This is a genomic window from Methylobacterium sp. Leaf89, assembly GCF_001422215.1.
In the GTDB taxonomy this organism is placed as follows: Bacteria; Pseudomonadota; Alphaproteobacteria; order Rhizobiales; family Beijerinckiaceae; genus Methylobacterium.
In genome coordinates this window covers 878482-896757 of record NZ_LMML01000028.1, presented here as the reverse complement: position 1 = coordinate 896757, position 18276 = coordinate 878482, and the positions used below count along the sequence as shown (strand labels likewise).

Below are 18276 nucleotides of genomic sequence, written 5' to 3'. Positions count from 1 at the left end.
CGGCACCCTCCGACCGGAGCCGCACCAACCCAGCAAGGCGGCATGGACGCGACCTCCGGTCCTCTGAGCGATGCCGGGCTCCTGCCCGGCCTTCCCGAGCCGACCCCGGCCGCCACGCCCTATCGGGTGCTGGCGCGCAAGTACCGGCCCCAGAACTTCGACGACCTGATCGGCCAGGGCGCCATGGTGCGGACTCTGGCCAATGCCTTCGCGGCCAACCGCATCCCCCAGGCCTGGATGCTCACCGGCGTGCGCGGCGTCGGCAAGACCACCACCGCCCGAATCCTCGCCCGCGGCCTGAACTACATCCGCGACGGCCATCCCGATACCGGCCCCACCATCGCGATGCCGGAGCTCGGCCGGCACTGCCAGGCCATCATGGAATCCCGGCACATGGACGTGCTGGAGATGGATGCCGCCTCGCATACCGGCATCGACGACGTGCGCGGCATCATCGACGGCATCCGCTATTCGCCGGTCTCGGCCCGCTACAAGGTCTACATCGTCGACGAGGTCCACATGCTTTCGGAGAAGGCGTTCAACGCCTTCCTGAAGACCCTGGAGGAGCCACCGCCGCACGCCAAGTTCGTCTTCGCCACCACCGAGATCCGCAAGGTGCCGGTGACCATCCTGTCCCGGTGCCAGCGCTTCGACCTGCGCCGCGTCGAGGCCGAAACCCTGGTCGGGCACCTCGCCTGGATCTGCGCCGCCGAATCCGTCGAGGCCGACGCGGAGGCGCTGGCGGCGATCACCCGGGCGGCCGAGGGCTCCGTGCGCGACGCGCTCTCGCTCCTCGACCAGGCGATCGCCCACGGGGCCGGCCTCGTCAGCGCCCAGAGCGTGCGCGACATGCTGGGGCTGGCCGATCGCGGGCGCATCGTCGACCTGTTCGAGGCGGTGATGCGCGGCGACATTCCGGCCTCCTTCGCGGAGGTGCGCGGGCAGTACGAGGCCGGCGCAGACCCGGCCGTGATCCTGTCCGACCTCGCGAGCTTCACCCACCTCGTCACCCGCCTGAAGCTGGTGCCGGACGAGGCTGCCGCCGATCCGACCCTGAGCGAAGCGGAGCGGTCGCGGGGGAGCGCGTTCGCGAAGACACTCTCGGTCCGCGTGCTGTCGCGGGCCTGGCAGATCCTCCTGAAGGCGATCCCCGAGGTGCAGACGGCGACCCGCCCGCTGGCGGCGGCCGAGATGGCCCTGGTGCGTCTCGCCTACGCGGCCGACCTGCCGACCCCGGACGAGGCCCTGCGCCAGATGAAGGCCCAGGCCCTGACGGGCCCCGCGGCGGCCTCCGGTGCCGCGGCCCAGGCACTCGCCCAGTCCCCGTCGCCGTCGCCGGGCCCCGCGATGGCCGAGGGCCGCCCGGCCCTGCCACCGATCCCGACCTTTTCAGGGGAGGCGCCGCCGCCGCGCCCGGCCCTGACCATGGCGGCCAATGGCGGCGGGTCGCGCCCCGCCCTCGCGAGCCCGGCTCCCGCGCCGCAGCCCGAAGGGCCGCGCCTCCTCCGGTTCACCGACGTTGTCGCCCTGGCCGATGCCAAGCGCGACATCGGCCTGAAGATGGCCCTGGAGCGCGAAGTCCACCTCGTGCGCTTCGAGGAGGGGCGCATCGAGTTCCGCCTCGCCGACGGGGGGCGCCAGAGCATCGCCAACGACCTCGCCCGCGCCCTGGACGCCTGGACCGGCCGGCGCTGGATCGTCGCCCTGTCGAAGGAGGCCGGCGAGCCGACCCTCGACGCCACTGCGCGCGCCGCCACCGAGACCCGCCACCAGAACGCCGCCGCCCATCCCCTGGTCCGCGAGGTCCTGGCCCGGTTTCCCGGAGCGCAGATCGTCGACGTGCGCGACAAGGCGCCCGAGGGATCGCCGGCGATCGAGGCCGCGCCTACCGGCGAGGCCGAGACCGACGAGCCCGACGACGAGACATAGCCTCCGGGGCCGTGGCGCCCCAGATGTGATCCATCCCGGTTCCGGAACGACAGAGAGGGCAGACCCGATGCGCGACCTCATGGGCATCATGAAGCAGGCCCAGGCGATGCAGGAGAAAATGGCCTCCCTGCAGGACGAACTCGACACCGTCGAGGTGTCGGGTGCGTCGGGCGGGGGCGCCGTCCGCGTGACGATGACGGCCAAAGGCCTCGTGAAGGGTGTACAGATCGACCCCGCCATGCTCGTGGCCGACGAGCGCGAGATCCTGGAGGACCTCATCGTTGCGGCGGTCAACGATGCCCGCGGCAAGGCCGAACAGGTTGCAGCCGAGCGGATGGCCGAACTCACCAAGGGCCTGCCGATCCCCCCGGGCATGAAGTTGTTCTAAGACCGTCAACCCGGCAATTCGGCAACATCGATCACAATTTGGTCGCCGAAGCGTTGCCATAGGCTGGTCGGAGTGGAACGTTGGGGCTCCAACGTTCTCCCGCCGGCTGGATCATGAACTTTGATGCGCATCTTCCTCGGGCTACGCCGATACAGCCCAAGGCTGTACCTGGACGCTTCAGGGAAATTGCGCCTCTCATCATCGGATTTCTACTGCTGATCGCGACAGCTGCTGCGACAGGCAATCTGGTTGCGGAGCAGGATGCGAACCGAGCCGAACTGCGCCGCAGCGTCCGCATCCGGGACGCCATCTTCACCCTGTATTCCGGCCTCCAGGATGCGGAATCGGGACAGCGCGGGTTTCTCCTCTCGGGCGACGAGACCTACCTCAAGCTCTACGAGGAAGCCGGCGCGAGGACGCCCGGCCGCCTGTCCACCATCGCGGAAGCCGTTGCACGCAATCCGGGCATGTCGGCGATCATCGCCCGGCTCAGCCGCGCCGCCGGGGCCAAGCTCGGGGAGATGCGCGAGACCGTCGCCCTGCGCCGCACCGGCCAGGTGGAAGCGGCCCTGGCGCGCATGCGCTCCGGCGAGGGCAAGCACCTCATGGACGAGATCCGCTCGCTCTTCGGTGAGGCGCAGGCCGACAATTATCGCCGCCTGATCAGTCGACAGGAACAGGCGGGCGAGGCTGCCCGCCAAGTGCAGCTCGCCGTCGCGGCGGCCGTGGTCCTGATCGTCCTCCTCGGCGCGTACGTGGTGATCGACGCGAGCCGGCGCCATCAGCGGACCCTTCGCGCCCACGCGGCCCTGCAGGAGGCGAACGCGTCCCTGATCGAGGCCGCCGCCACCCGCGACATGCTGGAGGATCGGCTGCGCCAATCCCAGAAGATGGAAGCCCTCGGGCAGCTCACCGGCGGCCTCGCGCACGACTTCAACAACATGCTGGCGATCGTCATCGGCAATCTTAGCCTCCTCAAGCGACGCCTGGAACGCGGAGAGCGGGCGGTGGAGCGCTACGCCGAGCAGGCCCTCAAGGCCGCAGACCGGGCAGCGACCCTCACGCATCGGCTGCTCGCCTTCGCCCGCAAGCAGCCCCTCGCCCCGGAGGCCATCGCCTGCAACCGCCTCATTGCCGCGATGTCCGACCTGCTGCGCCGCAGCCTGGGCGAATCCATCCGGATCGAGACCGTGGCGGCCCCCGACCTCTGGACCACGAAGGCCGATGCCAACCAGTTGGAGAACGCGATTCTCAACCTCGCGGTGAACGCCCGCGACGCGATGCCGAAGGGTGGCCGACTCGTCATCGAGACCGACAACGTCCATCTCGACGATGCCTATGCCGCCCGGAATCCCGGCGTTCCGGCCGGCCCATACGTCCTTGTCGCCCTCACCGACAGCGGCGGCGGCATGCCGCCCGACGTCGCCGCCAAGGCGTTCGATCCGTTCTTCACGACGAAACCCGTCGGACAGGGCACCGGGCTCGGTCTCAGCCAGGTCTACGGCTTCGTCCGCCAGTCCGGCGGCCACGTGGCGATCTATTCCGAACCCGGGCGGGGAACGACGGTCCGGCTCTACCTGCCGCGCCATCTCGGCGACGCCGCCGAGATGGCGCGGGTCACGCCGACGATGCTCCCGGAGGGCTCGGCCCGGGAGGTGATCCTGGTCGTCGAGGACGAGGACGGGGTGCGCGACCTCGCCGTCGCGGCCCTGCGCGACCTGCGTTACACCGTGATCCACGCGGAGGGTGCCAAGGACGCCCTGCAGAAGCTCGACACGCATCCCGAGATCGCGCTGCTCTTCACCGACGTGGTCATGCCGGAGGTCAACGGCCGCGAGCTCGCCCAGGCCGTCCACGAGCGCCGGCCCGACCTGCCGGTGCTCTTCACGACCGGCTATACCCGCAACGCCATCGTGCATAACGGGCTGGTCGACGCCGACGTACAGTTGCTGGCCAAGCCCTATACCCTGGAGCAGCTGGCCCTCAAGGTGCGCCAGGCGATGGTGCGCGAGGCGGCCTGAGCCATCCCGCGCGGGCCCCGTCCGGCACTCCGGCGCGCCGAATCCGTGGTTCGAGACACGATCTGCTCCGCCATCAACCGGTCTACGGCCGATAGCCCCGCTTTTCACCGATCGGAGTCGGGCTGTCTTAACGGATGCCCGTGTCTGTTGCAGGCATGGATGAGCATCGCAACGCCGTTCGGGCCCTGACGCATCTGTCCGGTCGTGTTGCCCTCGACGGGGCATCGGCCGAGACGACGCCCTGCCTCGTGCGAAACCTGTCGCCCATCGGGGCCCGCGTCGCCTTCTGCACGGAGGTCGAGGTCCCGGACAGCTTCGACCTCTTCCTCGACCCGGGCGACACCGCCTACCGGGCGCAGACGATCTGGTCCAGCGGGAACGAAGTCGGCGTCCTCTTTCGCGAAGCGCGGGAGAATGCCCCCGAGGTCCTGTGCGACGATGTCCTGTGCGACGAGGATCCCGCGCGCGGAGCGACCCCGAAACCGTAGCGCCCCCATCGGACCCCGTGCCGGGACGCGGACGCGCCGTGCCCCGGATGGCCGGCGCTCAGGCGGCCGCGGAGAGCACCGGCTCGGCGGCGCGGACCTCCGCGTCCACGTGGGCGGCGAAGCGCTTGAAGTTCTCCTGGAACATCGTGACGAGGCGCGTCGCGGTCTCGTGGAAGGCCGCCTTGTTGGTCCAGGTCTCGATCGGAGACAGCACCTCCGTCTCGACGCCCGGTACCGCGACGGGAACCCGGAAGCCGAAATAGGGATCGCGCCGGAACTCGACATGCGCCAGGGAGCCGTCCAGGGCGGCCGTGAGCAGGCGGCGGGTGACCCGGATCGGCATGCGGCGCCCGGTGCCCACGCCGCCCCCGGTCCAGCCGGTGTTCACGAGCCAGCAATCGACCTCGTGATGGGCGATGAGGTCCCGCAGCAGGTTGCCGTAGACGCTGGGGTGGCGGGGCATGAACGGCGCGCCGAAGCAGGTCGAGAACGTCGCCTCCGGTGCGGTCAGCCCGCGCTCCGTGCCGGCGACCTTGGCGGTGTAGCCGGAGAGGAAGTGGTACATCGCCTCGGCGCCGGTCAGCCGAGCGATCGGCGGCATCACGCCGAAGGCATCGCAGGTGAGCATGACGATGTTCTTGGGGTGCGCGGCGCGTCCCGTCGCGCTCGCATTGGCGATGAAGTCGAGCGGGTAGGCGCAGCGGGTGTTCTCGGTGAGCGAGGCGTCGTCGAAATCCGGGACCCGGGTCTCCGGGTCGATCACCACGTTCTCCATCACCGTGCCGAAGCGCTCGGTGGTGGCGTAGATCTCCGGCTCGGCGTTGCGCGAGAGACGGATGGTCTTGGCGTAGCAGCCGCCCTCGAAGTTGAAGATGCCGTCCTGGCTCCAGCCGTGCTCGTCGTCGCCCAGGAGCTGGCGGGAGGAATCGTTGGAGAGGGTGGTCTTGCCGGTGCCCGACAGGCCGAAGAACAGGGCCGAGTCGCCGGCTTCGTCGAGGGCCGCGTTGGCCGAGCAGTGCATCGGCATCACGCCAGCGCCGGGGAGCACATAATTGAGGTACGTGAAGACCGATTTCTTCATCTCGCCGGCATAGGCCGAGCCGCCGATGAGGACGAGCTTGCGCGCGAAGTCGATGGCGATCACCGTCTTCGAGCGGCAGCCGTGCCGGTGCGGCTCGGCCTGAAAGCTCGGCAGGTCGATGATCGTCAACTCGGGGACGTAGTCCGCAAGGGACGCGCGATCCGGCCGGATCAGCAGGTTGCGGATGAAGAGGGAGTGCCAGGCGAGCTCCGTGTACACCCGCGCATTGACGCCGTGCGACGGGTCGGCCCCGCCGCGCAGGTCCTGCGCGAACAGCTCACGGCCCTCCGCATGGGCGAGGAAATCGGCGTACAGAGTCTCGAACTGCTCGGGCGTGATCGCGCCGTTGTTGTCCCACCAGATCTCGTTCTCCGTGGCGGCGTCGCGCACCACGAACTTGTCCTTGGGCGAGCGGCCGGTGTGGGACCCGGTGGTGGCCACGAAGGCGCCGCCGCGGGCGAGCTGTCCCTCGCCGCGGGCCAGGGCTTCCTCGTAGAGGCGGGGAACCTCGAGGTTCCAGTGGACCGCCTTCAGGTTGCGCAGCCCGATGGCTTCGGAACCCTGCGCTGCATTGAATTCGCCGATATTGGTCACGCTCATCTCTCCTCGGGCACCTGATCGCGTCGCCACCCATTACCGGGAGCCGTCGGCTCTCCGACGTCGTTCGGCTTTCGAGCGTCCGCGTGGTTGGTCAGGTCCACCGCGCGCAGGTTCACCGCTCGAAAGCCGCGCCCTTCCTGCATAGAGACGGACGATTTGCCGTCAATCCGCTTGTTGGCCAACAAAAAGACTTACATGAACCGGATGAACGACGAAGTCTCCTTGGAAGCAGGCCAGTGCGGCAGGTTCTTTCGCCGCGTTTTCGCGACGCCGGGGGGCGAAATTTCGGGCCGGAAACCCTATTTCGGACGAGGCTGAAGAGCCGGTCGCACCCGTTCGGCACCGCCGTACCGTCCCATCCGCCCGCCTGCTCCGTAATCTGCCGCGTGGGTGTCCCAACCGTCACGAGAATTTGCGTCCATGGCACAAGCCGTCGCCGGTCCCGAGATCGAGCGCCTGATCCAGCTTCTGGCCCGTATGCCGGGTCTGGGGCCTCGCTCCGCCCGCCGCGCCGCCCTGCAGCTCATCAAGAAGCGCGAGACGCTCCTGGCGCCGCTGGCGGACGCGATGCGGGTGGCCTCGGAGCGGATCGTCGTGTGCCAAGCGTGTGGCAACGTCGATACGCGCGACCCCTGCACGATCTGCTGCGACGAGAGCCGCGACCCGGCCACCCTGGTGGTGGTGGAGGACGTTTCGGACCTCTGGGCCCTGGAGCGCTCGGGGGCGGTGACGGCCCGCTACCACGTCCTCGGCGGCGTGCTCTCGGCCCTCGACGGCGTACGGCCCGAGCATCTCAACCTCGACAGCCTCGTGGCCCGCGCCGCCGACCCGGCCATGCGGGAGATCATCCTGGCCCTCAACGCCACCGTCGACGGGCAGACGACCGCCCATTACGTCACGGAATCCCTGAAGGCGCATGGGCTCAAGGTGACCCGCCTCGCCCATGGCGTCCCGGTCGGGGGCGAACTCGACTACCTCGACGAGGGCACCCTCACCGCCGCGATCCGCAGCCGCACCCCGTTCTGACTCCGGACCACGCGGAGCCGGTATTTGACCGGACTCCGGCGCGCCCGTATCTGCGGGGGCTCAAGGCCGCCGCCCGCCCCGCACCCGTTGCAAGTCCGATCGCCCCATGACCATCCGCCCCCTCGTGATCCTGCCCGACGCGCGCCTGCGCCTTGCCTCCGAGCCGGTCGGCCCGGTGACCGACGAGATCCGCACGCTCGCCGCCGACATGCTGGAGACCATGTACGACGCTCCCGGCGTGGGCCTCGCGGCGATCCAGATCGGCGTACCGAAGCGCATCGTCACCATCGACACCTCGAAGGACGAGAACGACCGCCAGCCGCAGGTCTTCCTCAACCCCGAGATCGTCTGGGCCTCGGAGGAGAAGCGGATCTACGACGAGGGATGCCTGTCGATCCCCGAATTCTACGGGGAGGTCGAGCGGCCCGACCGCGTGCGCGTCCGCTTCCGCGACCTCGACGGCACGGAACAGGAGATCGAGGCCGACGGCCTGCTGGCCACCTGCATCCAGCACGAGATCGATCACCTCGACGGAGTGCTGTTCATCGACCATCTGTCGAAGCTGAAGCGTGACCGGGTGGTGAAGAAATTCGCCAAGGCGGCCAAGCGCGGCGACGTCTGAGCCGGCTTCGGGAGTAGGAGCCATGCGCGTCGTCTTCATGGGCACGCCGGATTTCGCGGTGCCGACCCTGGCGCGCCTCGCCGCCGACGGCCACGCCATCGCGGCGGTCTACACCCGTGCGCCGGCCAAGGCCGGCCGCGGCATGGCGCTCAAGCCCTCCCCCGTGCAGGCGATGGCCGAGAGCCTCGGCGCGCCGGTGTTGACGCCCGCGAGCCTGAAGGGACCTGAGGCTGCCGCGACCTTCGCCGGCCACGGGGCCGATGTCGCCGTGGTGGTCGCCTACGGCCTGCTTCTCCCCCAGGCGATCCTCGACCTGCCGCGCCACGGCTGCCTCAACCTGCACGGCTCGCTCCTGCCCCGCTGGCGCGGCGCCGCCCCGATCCAGCGTGCCGTGATGGCCGGCGACGCGCAGAGCGGCGTCGGCATCATGCGGATGGAGGCCGGCCTCGATACCGGCCCCGTGGCGCTGGAGGCGCGGATTCCCATCACCCCCGGCATGACGGCGGGGCAACTCCACGACGCGCTGATGCCGCTCGGCGCCGACCTCATGGCCCGCGCGCTCCGGGATCTGGAGCGGGGCACGCTCGCCTTCACGCCCCAGGCCCAGGACGGCGTGGTCTACGCCCACAAGATCACCAACGAGGAGGCCCGCATCGACTGGACCCGCCCGGCCCACGCGGTCGCCGACCACGTCAACGGCCTGTCGCCCTTTCCCGGCGCCTTCTTCGAGGCGGATTTCGGCAAGGGCCCGGAGCGGGTGAAGGTGCTCTCGGCCGAGGCCGTGCCGGGCTCCGGCGCTCCGGGCACGCTCCTCGACACGGACGGCACGGTTGCCTGCGGCGAGGGCGCCGTGCACCTGTGCGCGCTGCGCCGCGCCGGAAAGGGGGGCGTCAGCAGCGGGGCCGAGTTCGTGCGCGGCACCCACCGGACGCCGGGCACGCGGCTGGCATGACGGGACCGGGCCGCACCTGATGCCGCGCTACAAGCTCGTGATCGAGTACGACGGGAGCCCGTTCTGCGGCTGGCAGCGCCAGACCGCGCAGCCCTCCGTCCAGGGGGCGATCGAGTCGGCGGTCAAGCGCTTCTCCGGCGAAGTCGCGGGCCTGACCTGCGCCGGCCGCACCGATACCGGCGTCCACGCCACGCACCAGGTGGCGCATCTCGACCTCGCGCGGGACTGGCGCACCGACGTGGTACGCGACGCGCTCAACGCGCACCTGCGCCCGAACCCGGTGGCGATCCTCAGCGCCGAGATCGTCGGCGCCGACTTCAACGCGCGCCACTCCGCCACCCGCCGGCACTACCGCTACCGCATCCTCAACCGGCGCAGCCCTCCCGTGCTCAACCGCGCCCATGTCTGGCAGGTGCCCTGGGCCCTCGATGTCGGACTGATGCAGGCCGCAGCCCCGCGCCTCCTCGGGCTGCACGACTTCACCGCCTTCCGGGCCGCTGAGTGCCAGGCGAAAAGCCCGATCCGAACTCTCGATCAACTCGATGTCGCCGTCCTGCCGATGGGCCTGCACGACGAGATCGTGGTGGCGACCTCCGCCCGCGCCTTCCTGCATCATCAGGTCCGCTCGATGGTCGGCACCCTGATGCTGGCCGGCAGCGGTCGCATCAGCGCCGACGACGTGAGCGACATCCTGTCGAGCCGGGACCGCCGCCGCTGCGGACCGTTGGCGCCGGCCTGCGGGCTGACCCTGGTCGGCGTCGACTACGGCGATCGCGCACACCCGGGTTCGCGCGAGAGCTATGGGCTGGAGGGTGACGTCGAGCGGTCGGCCTGCCGCCCAGCGAAATACGCCGCCAGCACCCGGGTGTAGATCGCTGTCAGCCGGTTCAGGTCGGCGACCGGCACGCACTCGTCGGTCTGGTGCATGGTCTGGCCGACGAGGCCGAACTCGAGGACCGGGCAGGCGTCCTTGATGAAGCGCGCATCGGAAGTGCCGCCCGTGGTCGAGAGCACCGGGCGGCGGCCGGTCTCGGTGGCGATGGCGCCGGCGACGAGTTCGGTGAAGGCGTCGGGCTCGGTGAGGAAGGCCGGCGAGTTCGAGGGCAGGAGGTCGAGACTGTAGCGCACGCTCCGGCCCGCGGCGGCGTCGAGGCGGCTCCGGATCTCGGCACCCAGGGTCTCGGCGGTCCAGCGGTCGTTGAACCGGACGTTGAAGGTGCCGTGCGCCTCGCCCGGGATGACGTTGGTCGCCGTGTTGCCGACGTCGAGGGTGGTGAATTCGAGGTTCGAGGCGCCGAAATGCTGGGTTCCGGCGTCGAGCGGCGCGGCCAGCAGCGCGGAGGCGAGGCGCAGCAGGCCGGGAATCGGATTCTCGGCGAGGTCCGGATAGGCGACGTGGCCCTGGCGCCCGTGCACAGTCAGCCGCCCGGTGAGCGAGCCGCGTCGGCCGATCTTGATCATGTCCCCGAGAACGTCCGGGTTGGTCGGCTCGCCCAGGAGGCAGTGGTCGAAGCGCTCGCCCCGGGCCCGGGCCCATTCGAGGAGCTTCACCGTGCCGTTGATCGCCGGCCCCTCCTCGTCACCGGTGATGAGGAAGCCGATCGAGCCTGGAACGTCCGGCCCGGCCACGTCGAGGTAGTCGAGAGCGGCGGCCAGCATGCAGGCGATGCCGCCCTTCATGTCGACGGCCCCGCGCCCGTACAGCACCCCGTTCTCCACGGTCCCGGCGAAGGGGCCGTGGCGCCAGCGGGCGACGTCGCCGGAGGGCACCACGTCGGTGTGGCCGGCGAACAGCAGGAAGGGCGCGCGCGTGCCGATGCGGGCGTAGAGATTGTCGATGTCGGGCGTGCCGGGTTCCGAGAAGCGCGGGCGCTCCACGCTGAACCCCGCCCCTTCGAGAATGCCGGCGAGCCAGGCGAGCGCCCCCCCCTCCTCCGGGGTCACTGAGGGACAGCGGATCAGGCTCTGGGCGAGGGCGAGGGGGGAGCGATCGAGGGACGCGTTCGGCACGGGCGGGACTCTCGCGTGATGTCCGGGTGCGGAGGGCCATAAGCGCGAGCGCGCGGGGGTGCAATTCGCGGTCGGCCTTTCGCCGCGCGGCGGGGGGGCTTATCTGCGGGGCATGGCCCTCTCCCCCGACGAAGTCGAACGCTATGCCCGCCACCTCGTCCTGCCGGAGGTCGGCGGCCCGGGCCAGGCCCGGCTGAAGGCCGCCCGCGTCCTCGTCGTCGGGGCCGGCGGTCTCGGCGCCCCGCTGATCCAGTACCTCGCCGCCGCCGGGATCGGGGCCATCGGCATCGTCGACGACGACACCGTTTCCCTGTCGAACCTGCAGCGGCAGGTCATCCACGCGACTCCCGATATCGGCCGGCGCAAGGTCGAGAGTGCGGCCCAGGCGGTGTCGCGTCTGAACCCGCACGTCGCCGTGGAGGCGCACGCGCTGCGGCTGACCCCGGAGAACGCCCCGGACCTTATCGGCGCCTACGACGTGGTGGCCGACGGGTCCGACAACTTCGCCACGCGCTACGCGGTCTCGGATGCCTGCTTCCACGCGCGGCGCCCGCTGGTGACGGCGGCGCTCGGGCGCTTCGACGGTTCGCTGACCACGCTGCGACCCTACGAGACCGATGCATGCGGGCGCCCGAACCCGACCTATCGCTGCCTGTTCCCGAACCCGCCGCCGCCCGGCAGCGTCGCCCCCTGTGCCGAGGCCGGCGTGCTCGGCGCGCTTGCCGGCATCATGGGCTCGCTGATGGCCCTGGAGGTGATCCGCACGGTGACGGATTTCGGCGAGCCCCTCGTGGGCCGCCTCCTCATGGTCGACACCCGCGCGATGCGCTTCGAGACCCTCGGCTACGCCTGGGACGAGGCCAACCCGCTCAACGGAACCGGCACGGAGGGCTGATCCCCCCCGCGACCGGGCGCGGTCGCTCGTCCGGCCCTACTCCGCCGGCAGCGCGTCGAGGAGGGGTCGGGCTTCCCGGGCACGCAGGCCGTCGTCGTGGGCATCGGTGAACTGCAGCGCCGCGAGCTGCGCGTACAGCGCGCCCTGCGCCAGCAGGCTCTCGTGGGTGCCGCTCTCGACGATCCGGCCGCCGTCGAGGACCAGGATGCGGTCCGCCTTGCGGATCGTCGCCAGGCGGTGCGCGATGACCAGGGTGGTGCGACCGCGCATCAGGGTATCGAGGGCGGTCTGCACCGCGCGCTCGCTCTCGGCGTCGAGGGCCGAGGTCGCCTCGTCGAGAAGGAGGATCGGTGCGTCCTTGAGGATGGCGCGGGCGATCGCCACCCGCTGGCGCTGGCCGCCGGAAAGGGTGACGCCGCGCTCGCCCACCGTCGTGGCGTAGCCCTGCGGCAAGGCCTGGATGAAGCCGTCCGCATGGGCGAGTTCGGCCGCGCGCTGGACCTGGGCCTCGGTGGCCTCGGGCCGGCCGTACCGGATGTTTTCCAGCACCGAGCCGGAAAACACCGTCGGGTCCTGCGGTACCAGGGCGAGGCGCTCGCGCAGCTGCTCCGGGTCGACCTGGGCAATGTCGACGCCATCGACCCGGATGAGGCCGGATTGCGGGTCGTAGAAGCGCAGCAGCAATTGCAGCACCGTGGTCTTGCCGGCGCCCGACGGACCGACGAGGGCCACCCGCTCGCCCGGCGCGATCGTGAAGCGGATGCCGTCGAGCGCGGGATGGTCGGGCCGGGCCGGGTACAGGAAGCGCACGGCTTCGAAGGCCACGGCGCCCTTGGCGGGCACCGGCAGGGCCAGCGGCTCGGCCGGTGTGCGGATCGTCGATTCGGCCGCCAGGATCTCGCCGAGGCGCTCGGCGGCGCCGGCCGCCTGGGCGAGTTCGCCGTAGACTTCCGAGAGCTGCCCGAGGGCGCTCGCGCCGAACACCGCGTAGAGGACGAACTGCGAGAGCTGACCCGCCGTCATGGTCCCGGCCAGGACCCCTTGCGCGCCGTACCACATGACGCCGACGACGCTGGCGGAGATGAGGAAGATGGCGACGCCGGTGAGGAGCGCCCGCGCCTGGATCGAATCCCGCGCGGCCGCATAGGCGTTCTCGGCGGCCGCGGCGAAGCGGCTCGCGGTGGTCCGGCCCATGCCGAAGGCCTGCATGGTGCGGATCGCGTTCACGGCCTCGGCGGCATAAGCCGAGGCGTCGGCGAGGCGGTCCTGCGCCGCCCGGGACCGGCGCCGCACGCCGCGCCCGGAGAGGATCAGCGGGAAGACGATGAGGGGAATCGCCGCCAGGACGAGGACCGACAGCTTCGGGCTCGTGATGACCATCATCACCACCGCGCCCGTGAAGAGAAAGGCGTTGCGCAGCAGGATCGAGATCGAGACGCCGAAGACCGCCTTCACCTGCGTGGCATCCGCGGTGAGGCGCGAGATGATCTCGCCCGAGAGCGAGCGGTCGAAGAAGGCGGGATCGAGCTGGGTCAGGCGCCGGAACACGGCGGTGCGCAGATCCGCCACCACGCGTTCACCCAGCGTCGCGACCGTGTAGTAGCGCGCCCCGCTGGAGAGGGCGAGCACCGCCACGACGCCGATCAGGGCGGCGAAGTAGGTGTCGATCACCCCCTGGCCCTCGGGCGAGAAGCCGTGGTCGATGACCCGGCGCAGGGCGATCGGGACCACGAGGGTCGCGCCCGAAGCGGCGAGGAGGGCCAGGAACGCCGCGAGCATCCGGCCGCGATAGACCATCGCGAACGGAATCAGCGGGCGGAGCGAACCGAGCGGTGCCTTCGGCCGGGCCTCCCCGGGAATTTTCTTGTCACGGCCGCGAGCCATGGTGCCTCGTCATCGTTGGTCTTCCAGGAAAAGCGACCGTCCGGCGGTCTCTTCGGGCGGCGCACGCTTGTCGGGCGAAGGTGCGTGAGGTATAGGCGCGCCTTCATCCGATTGCGCGTGATCTATGGCCGCGGGCCGCCAGACGGGCCGGTCGGCTTGGCTATTCAAGGATTTCGTCATGGCAAAGAGCGCGGCCGACAAGGCCAAGGGTACCGAGCATCCCGACTACCACTTCATCAAGGTCGTGATGACCGACGGGTCCGAGTACATGACCCGGTCGACCTACGGCAAGGAGGGCGACACCCTCAACCTCGACATCGACCCGAACACCCATCCGGCCTGGACCGGCGGCGAGCAGAAGATGCTCGATCGCGGTGGCCGCGTCTCGCGCTTCAACTCGCGCTTCGGCGCCCTCTCCTTCGGCAAGAAGTAAGGCCATCTTGGTCCGCCGCCGCGCCGACGCGGCGGCGGACCCGTGACAACGCAGAACGGGCGGCTCCCCCCGGAGCCGCCCGTTCTGCGTTTCCAATCCCCTCCCCGGCCCGAATCCGGGGCGACGTCCGCGTCAGGCGGAGGCGGCTCCGAAGGCCGAGCGCAGCAGGCTCAGTTGGGCAACGACGGGGCTCTCCTGCGGCAGCGGGCTGGGACGCTCGTCGGCGATCAGGCCATCGAGGTGCAGGATCCGGCTGTGCAGGCGGCGCGACCGCACGATGAGGTCCTGCAGGGTCGGGGGCAGAACGCCGAACACCTCGCTGCGGAAGGTCTCGGGTGTGGTCAGGCGCACCCGGGTCTTCTCCTGCATCGCCTCGGCCGGCGTCAGCTCGCCCTCGGATACGGCGCGCTGCACCAGGAGCCAGGAGGCGATCTGCATCAACCGCGTGGTGAGGCGCATGCTCTCGCTGGCATAGCTCAGCGTCCCGTCGCGGGACATCAACCGAGATTCCTCGCGGCCGGTCCCGTCGAGATAGGCCGCCGCTTCCTCGACCAGGGTCATGCCCTCGCGGAAGAGCACCTTGAATGCCTCCGAGGTGACGTAGGTGTCACCGAAATTCACCCAGTCGCGCTCGTCCCGGAACATGACGTCGAACCCGCTCATGGTGCCTCCTGTGCCGCGGCCGGACCGATTGCGTCCCGAGATGGGACGAAGGCGGCGCGTTTGCACCTGTCTGCGCAACTCTAGCGCCGAACGTCCCGGCCCGCGGCCTTTACCCGATGTTAACGTTAACGGGGGCGATCGGTGCCAGGCTTCCCGCTGCCGCTGCCGCTGCCGCTGCGAAGACACCGGGCACAACATCTGGACGTGGGAAGGACCCCAGGCGGGAAGGACCCGGGACGAAAAAAAGGCCGCCCGTCGCGGGCGGCCTGACTAGCGAGTTTCGGGAGCAGTCCAAGCGAGCGAATCGGAAGATCCGCGCGTTGTCCGGAAGAACCGAACAGGATCACAGGATGGCGCGGATCGGTTAACGGACAGTTCACGGGATGGCGTCGGGGCGCCAGATCACGAACCCCGGATTTCGCCGTTTCGGCAGGCTCCGGAATTGACTCGTGCGGGACCTTGCCCCATAAGCCGCGCCATCGCGACGCGGCGCCCTTGAGGGGCGCTGTTCGCGCTTGCAGACACATTTCAGGGCGAGTGAATATCCGGTGCGGCCTTCGGTGCGGCCCGGATCGATCCTCGGCCATTCGGAGATCGCGCCATGAAGAGAACCTATCAGCCCAGCAAGCTCGTGCGTAAGCGTCGTCACGGCTTCCGCGCCCGCATGGCCACTGCCGGCGGCCGCAAGGTCATCGCGGCCCGTCGCGCGCACGGCCGCAAGAAGCTCTCCGCCTGAGAGATCCGCGGCGCCGTCACGGGCGGCGCGCCTCATCATGAGTCTGGCCAGGGGCCACAGGACCCGCTGCGAGATCGGATCGGGCATGTCATCGGCCCCATCCGCGATCGGGCGGCTGACGCGACGCTCCGAGTTCCTGGCCGCGGCCGGCGGACGTCGCTTCCACAACGAACGCTTGTCGGCGCAGGGCCTCGTCCGCGCCGTTGAAGCGTCCACGGACGGCGTCCCCGGCGATCCGGCGGGTGGCGGACTCCGAATCGGATTTACCATCACCAAGCGGGTCGGCCACGCCACGGAGCGCAATCGCATCCGGCGACGGTTGCGCGCGGCCGTGGCCCAGGCGGCCGGCGATCTGCCGGTGCGTCCGGCCGACGTGGTGCTGGTGGCCCGGCGCCCGGCCTTGCACGCTCCTTTCGAGACTCTCATCGACGACCTGCGCCGTGCCGTCGCCGTGGTGACGAAGCCGCAGGATCAGAAATCTGCGACGTCCGATCCGCGGCCCGCTCGGCGCGGACGCGGCAAAGGCGCGCCCGCGTCTGGCGCATCGGCGGCGGCTCCGCTATTGGCCTCGGGCGCGACGGGCTCCGCCGTGCCGGCCGGTCCCGGTCCGGCGCGCGCGAACGCGCCCTCCCCTCCTCCCAAAGCATGCGACGGACCGACCGATGGGTAATGACAAGACGAACATGATCGTCGCGATCGCCTTGTCGCTGGCGGTCCTGCTCGGCTGGAACTATTTCATCGCCGCTCCCCGCGTGGAGCAGCAGCGTCAGGCCGCCCTTCAGAATAAGGCGGCCACCCAGCCAGCCGGTCCCGACGGCGTACCGAGCGCCAGCCCGAAGGAAGGCGGTCCGGCCAATCCCGTCCCCGGAACCCTGCCGGGCGCCTCGGGTGCCGGCGGCGGTGTGGTGCCGCGCGAGACGGCGATCGCGCGCTCCCCGCGCGTCACCATCGACACCCCGGCGCTCGCCGGCTCCATCGCCCTGAAGGGCGGCCGCATCGATGACGTCTCTCTCAAGAATTACCACGAGACCGTCGACGACAAGAGCCCGAACATCGTCCTGCTCTCGCCCACCGGCACCGAGAATCCCTACTACGCCGAGTTCGGCTGGGTCGGCCAGAACGCTGGTCCCCTGCCCAACGGCGACACCGTATGGACCGCCGATGCCACCTCCCTGGCGCCGGGCAAGCCCGTGACGCTGAGCTACGACAACGGCGCGGGCCTGCTGTTCAAGCGGACCATTGCGGTGGACGACAAGTTCCTGTTCACCGTTCGCGACGAGGTCGAGAACAAAGGCGCCAACGCGGTTTCCCTCTATCCCTACAGCCTCGTCTCGCGCTGGGGTAAGCCGCACACCCAGGGTTACTACGTGCTGCACGAGGGCCTGATCGGCGTCCTCGGCGCCGACGGGCTGCAGGAATACACCTACGACCACCTCGCCAAGGAGCCGGCGCTCGGCAATGCCAGCACCAAGGGCAAGACCTGGCCGGGCGTGACCGGCGGCTTCGTCGGGATCACCGACAAGTACTGGGCCGCCGCCGCCATCCCGGATCAGGCGACCCCCTACACGGGCAGCTTCACCGAGCGGACCGACGGTGCCACCAAGGTCTATCAGGCCAACGTGCTCGGCAACGTGCAGGTGATCCAGCCCGGTGCCTCGGCCGCCGCGACCCAGCAGCTCTTCGCCGGCGCCAAGGAAGTGAACACCGTCAACGCCTACCAGGCGAACCAGAACATCAAGCAGTTCGACCTGCTGATCGACTGGGGTTGGTTCCACTTCATCACCAAGCCGATGTTTCGGGCGCTGGACTTCTTCTTCCACCTGTTCGGTAACTTCGGCGTGTCGATCCTCGTGGTGACTTTCTGCCTGAAACTGCTCTTCCTGCCGATCGCCAACAAGTCCTACCAGTCCATGGCCAAGATGAAGGCCGTGCAGCCGGAGATGACGTCGATCCGCGAGCGCTATGCTGACGACAAGATGAAGCAGCAGCAGGCGATGATGGAGCTGTACAAAAAGGAGAAGATCAATCCGGTTGCTGGCTGCTGGCCGGTGCTGATCCAGATTCCGGTCTTCTTCGCGCTGTACAAGGTCCTGTTCATCACCATTGAGATGCGGCATGCGCCGTTCTTCGGCTGGATTCAGGATCTGGCCGCGCCGGATCCGACGAACATCCTCAACCTGTTCGGCCTGCTGCCCTTCGCGGCGCCCGACTTCATCCACCTCGGCATCTGGCCCATCATCATGGGCATCACGATGTTCATCCAGATGAAGATGAACCCCGCGCCGCCGGACCCGGTCCAGGCGCAGATCTTCACCTTCATGCCGATCGTGTTCACCTTCATGCTCGGCTCGTTCCCGGCCGGCTTGGTGATCTACTGGGCCTGGAACAACACCCTGTCGGTGATCCAACAATACGTCATCATGCGCCGCAACGGGGTGAAGGTGGAGCTTTGGGACAACCTGCGGGGGATGTTCCGACGCAAGACTGCCGACAAGAACGCCGTCGCCAAGAGCTGATCGCTCCGTCCACAAGGACCGCGACGCTTGTC

16 protein-coding genes and 1 pseudogene are annotated in these 18276 nt (G+C 69.7%); 13 read left to right on the top strand and 4 right to left on the bottom strand.

Annotated elements, in window-relative coordinates; all coding sequences use genetic code 11:
* The first annotated feature begins 42 nt into the window (after positions 1-42).
* The 4 genes from ASF18_RS15410 (at position 43) to ASF18_RS15395 (ending at position 4826) form a co-directional block, all read left to right on the top strand.
* Positions 43-1929, top strand: coding sequence for a DNA polymerase III subunit gamma/tau (locus ASF18_RS15410; protein WP_056352724.1), 1887 nt, complete (start codon positions 43-45; stop codon positions 1927-1929).
* Positions 1930-1996: 67 nt separating this feature from the next.
* Positions 1997-2317, top strand: a complete 321-nt coding sequence (locus ASF18_RS15405; RefSeq protein ID WP_056215279.1) for a YbaB/EbfC family nucleoid-associated protein — start codon at positions 1997-1999, stop codon at positions 2315-2317.
* Between the two features lie 113 nt (positions 2318-2430).
* Positions 2431-4338 (top strand): CHASE3 domain-containing protein, encoded by a 1908-nt coding sequence (locus tag ASF18_RS15400; RefSeq protein ID WP_056352722.1) that lies wholly within the window; start codon positions 2431-2433, stop codon positions 4336-4338.
* A gap of 155 nt (positions 4339-4493) precedes the next feature.
* On the top strand, positions 4494-4826 hold the full coding sequence (locus ASF18_RS15395; RefSeq protein ID WP_056215272.1) for a hypothetical protein: 333 nt from the start codon (positions 4494-4496) through the stop codon (positions 4824-4826).
* A gap of 58 nt (positions 4827-4884) precedes the next feature.
* On the opposite strand, the gene ASF18_RS15390 is transcribed toward ASF18_RS15395, so the two are convergent.
* Entirely contained in the window at positions 4885-6501 is a 1617-nt protein-coding gene (locus ASF18_RS15390; protein ID WP_056352889.1) for a phosphoenolpyruvate carboxykinase, read from the bottom strand.
* A gap of 426 nt (positions 6502-6927) precedes the next feature.
* Here ASF18_RS15390 and recR point away from each other — a divergent pair, with 426 nt between their 5' ends.
* The 4 genes and pseudogenes from recR to truA form a co-directional block, all read left to right on the top strand.
* Complete coding sequence (recR, locus tag ASF18_RS15385; RefSeq protein ID WP_056215269.1) at positions 6928-7533, top strand: recombination mediator RecR; 606 nt, start codon at positions 6928-6930, stop codon at positions 7531-7533.
* Between the two features lie 106 nt (positions 7534-7639).
* Complete coding sequence (locus ASF18_RS15380) at positions 7640-8155, top strand: peptide deformylase (protein ID WP_056352718.1); 516 nt, start codon at positions 7640-7642, stop codon at positions 8153-8155.
* A 22-nt stretch (positions 8156-8177) separates the two neighbouring features.
* Positions 8178-9107: a methionyl-tRNA formyltransferase gene (gene fmt, locus ASF18_RS15375; RefSeq protein ID WP_056352716.1), complete on the top strand. Its 930-nt coding sequence runs from the start codon at positions 8178-8180 to the stop codon at positions 9105-9107.
* A gap of 19 nt (positions 9108-9126) precedes the next feature.
* Positions 9127-9873: pseudogene (truA, locus tag ASF18_RS15370) on the top strand (tRNA pseudouridine(38-40) synthase TruA); the annotation flags it as partial.
* A 32-nt stretch (positions 9874-9905) separates the two neighbouring features.
* Here the strand turns inward: truA and dapE are convergent.
* Positions 9906-11117 carry a succinyl-diaminopimelate desuccinylase gene (dapE, locus tag ASF18_RS15365; RefSeq protein ID WP_056352714.1) on the bottom strand — a complete coding sequence of 404 codons (1212 nt, stop codon included), beginning with the start codon at positions 11115-11117 and terminating at the stop codon, positions 9906-9908.
* Between the two features lie 112 nt (positions 11118-11229).
* Here dapE and moeB point away from each other — a divergent pair, with 112 nt between their 5' ends.
* A complete protein-coding gene (gene moeB / locus ASF18_RS15360) occupies positions 11230-12012 on the top strand; it encodes a molybdopterin-synthase adenylyltransferase MoeB (RefSeq protein ID WP_056352888.1) in 783 nt (260 codons plus the stop codon).
* 36 nt (positions 12013-12048) lie between these two features.
* On the opposite strand, the gene ASF18_RS15355 is transcribed toward moeB, so the two are convergent.
* Positions 12049-13896: an ABC transporter transmembrane domain-containing protein gene (locus tag ASF18_RS15355; RefSeq protein WP_056215246.1), complete on the bottom strand. Its 1848-nt coding sequence runs from the start codon at positions 13894-13896 to the stop codon at positions 12049-12051.
* 178 nt (positions 13897-14074) lie between these two features.
* Between ASF18_RS15355 and rpmE the strand changes: the two genes are divergently transcribed.
* Positions 14075-14329, top strand: coding sequence for a 50S ribosomal protein L31 (gene rpmE / locus ASF18_RS15350; protein ID WP_055948879.1), 255 nt, complete (start codon positions 14075-14077; stop codon positions 14327-14329).
* 132 nt (positions 14330-14461) lie between these two features.
* Here the strand turns inward: rpmE and ASF18_RS15345 are convergent, their stop codons facing one another.
* Entirely contained in the window at positions 14462-14992 is a 531-nt protein-coding gene (locus tag ASF18_RS15345) for a DUF1465 family protein (RefSeq protein WP_056215243.1), read from the bottom strand.
* A gap of 601 nt (positions 14993-15593) precedes the next feature.
* On the opposite strand from ASF18_RS15345, the gene rpmH reads away from it, so the two are divergent.
* The 3 genes from rpmH to yidC all read left to right on the top strand — a co-directional run bounded on the left by rpmH (position 15594) and on the right by yidC (position 18244).
* The gene (gene rpmH / locus ASF18_RS15340) at positions 15594-15728 is read left to right on the top strand and encodes a 50S ribosomal protein L34 (protein ID WP_055947927.1); all 135 of its coding nucleotides are present in this window, start codon (positions 15594-15596) and stop codon (positions 15726-15728) included.
* An 85-nt stretch (positions 15729-15813) separates the two neighbouring features.
* Positions 15814-16398 (top strand): ribonuclease P protein component, encoded by a 585-nt coding sequence (gene rnpA, locus ASF18_RS15335; RefSeq protein ID WP_056352711.1) that lies wholly within the window; start codon positions 15814-15816, stop codon positions 16396-16398.
* Complete coding sequence (yidC, locus tag ASF18_RS15330; protein ID WP_056352709.1) at positions 16391-18244, top strand: membrane protein insertase YidC; 1854 nt, start codon at positions 16391-16393, stop codon at positions 18242-18244. The genes rnpA and yidC overlap by 8 nt, the downstream gene beginning before the upstream one ends.
* Positions 18245-18276: the final 32 nt, after the last annotated feature.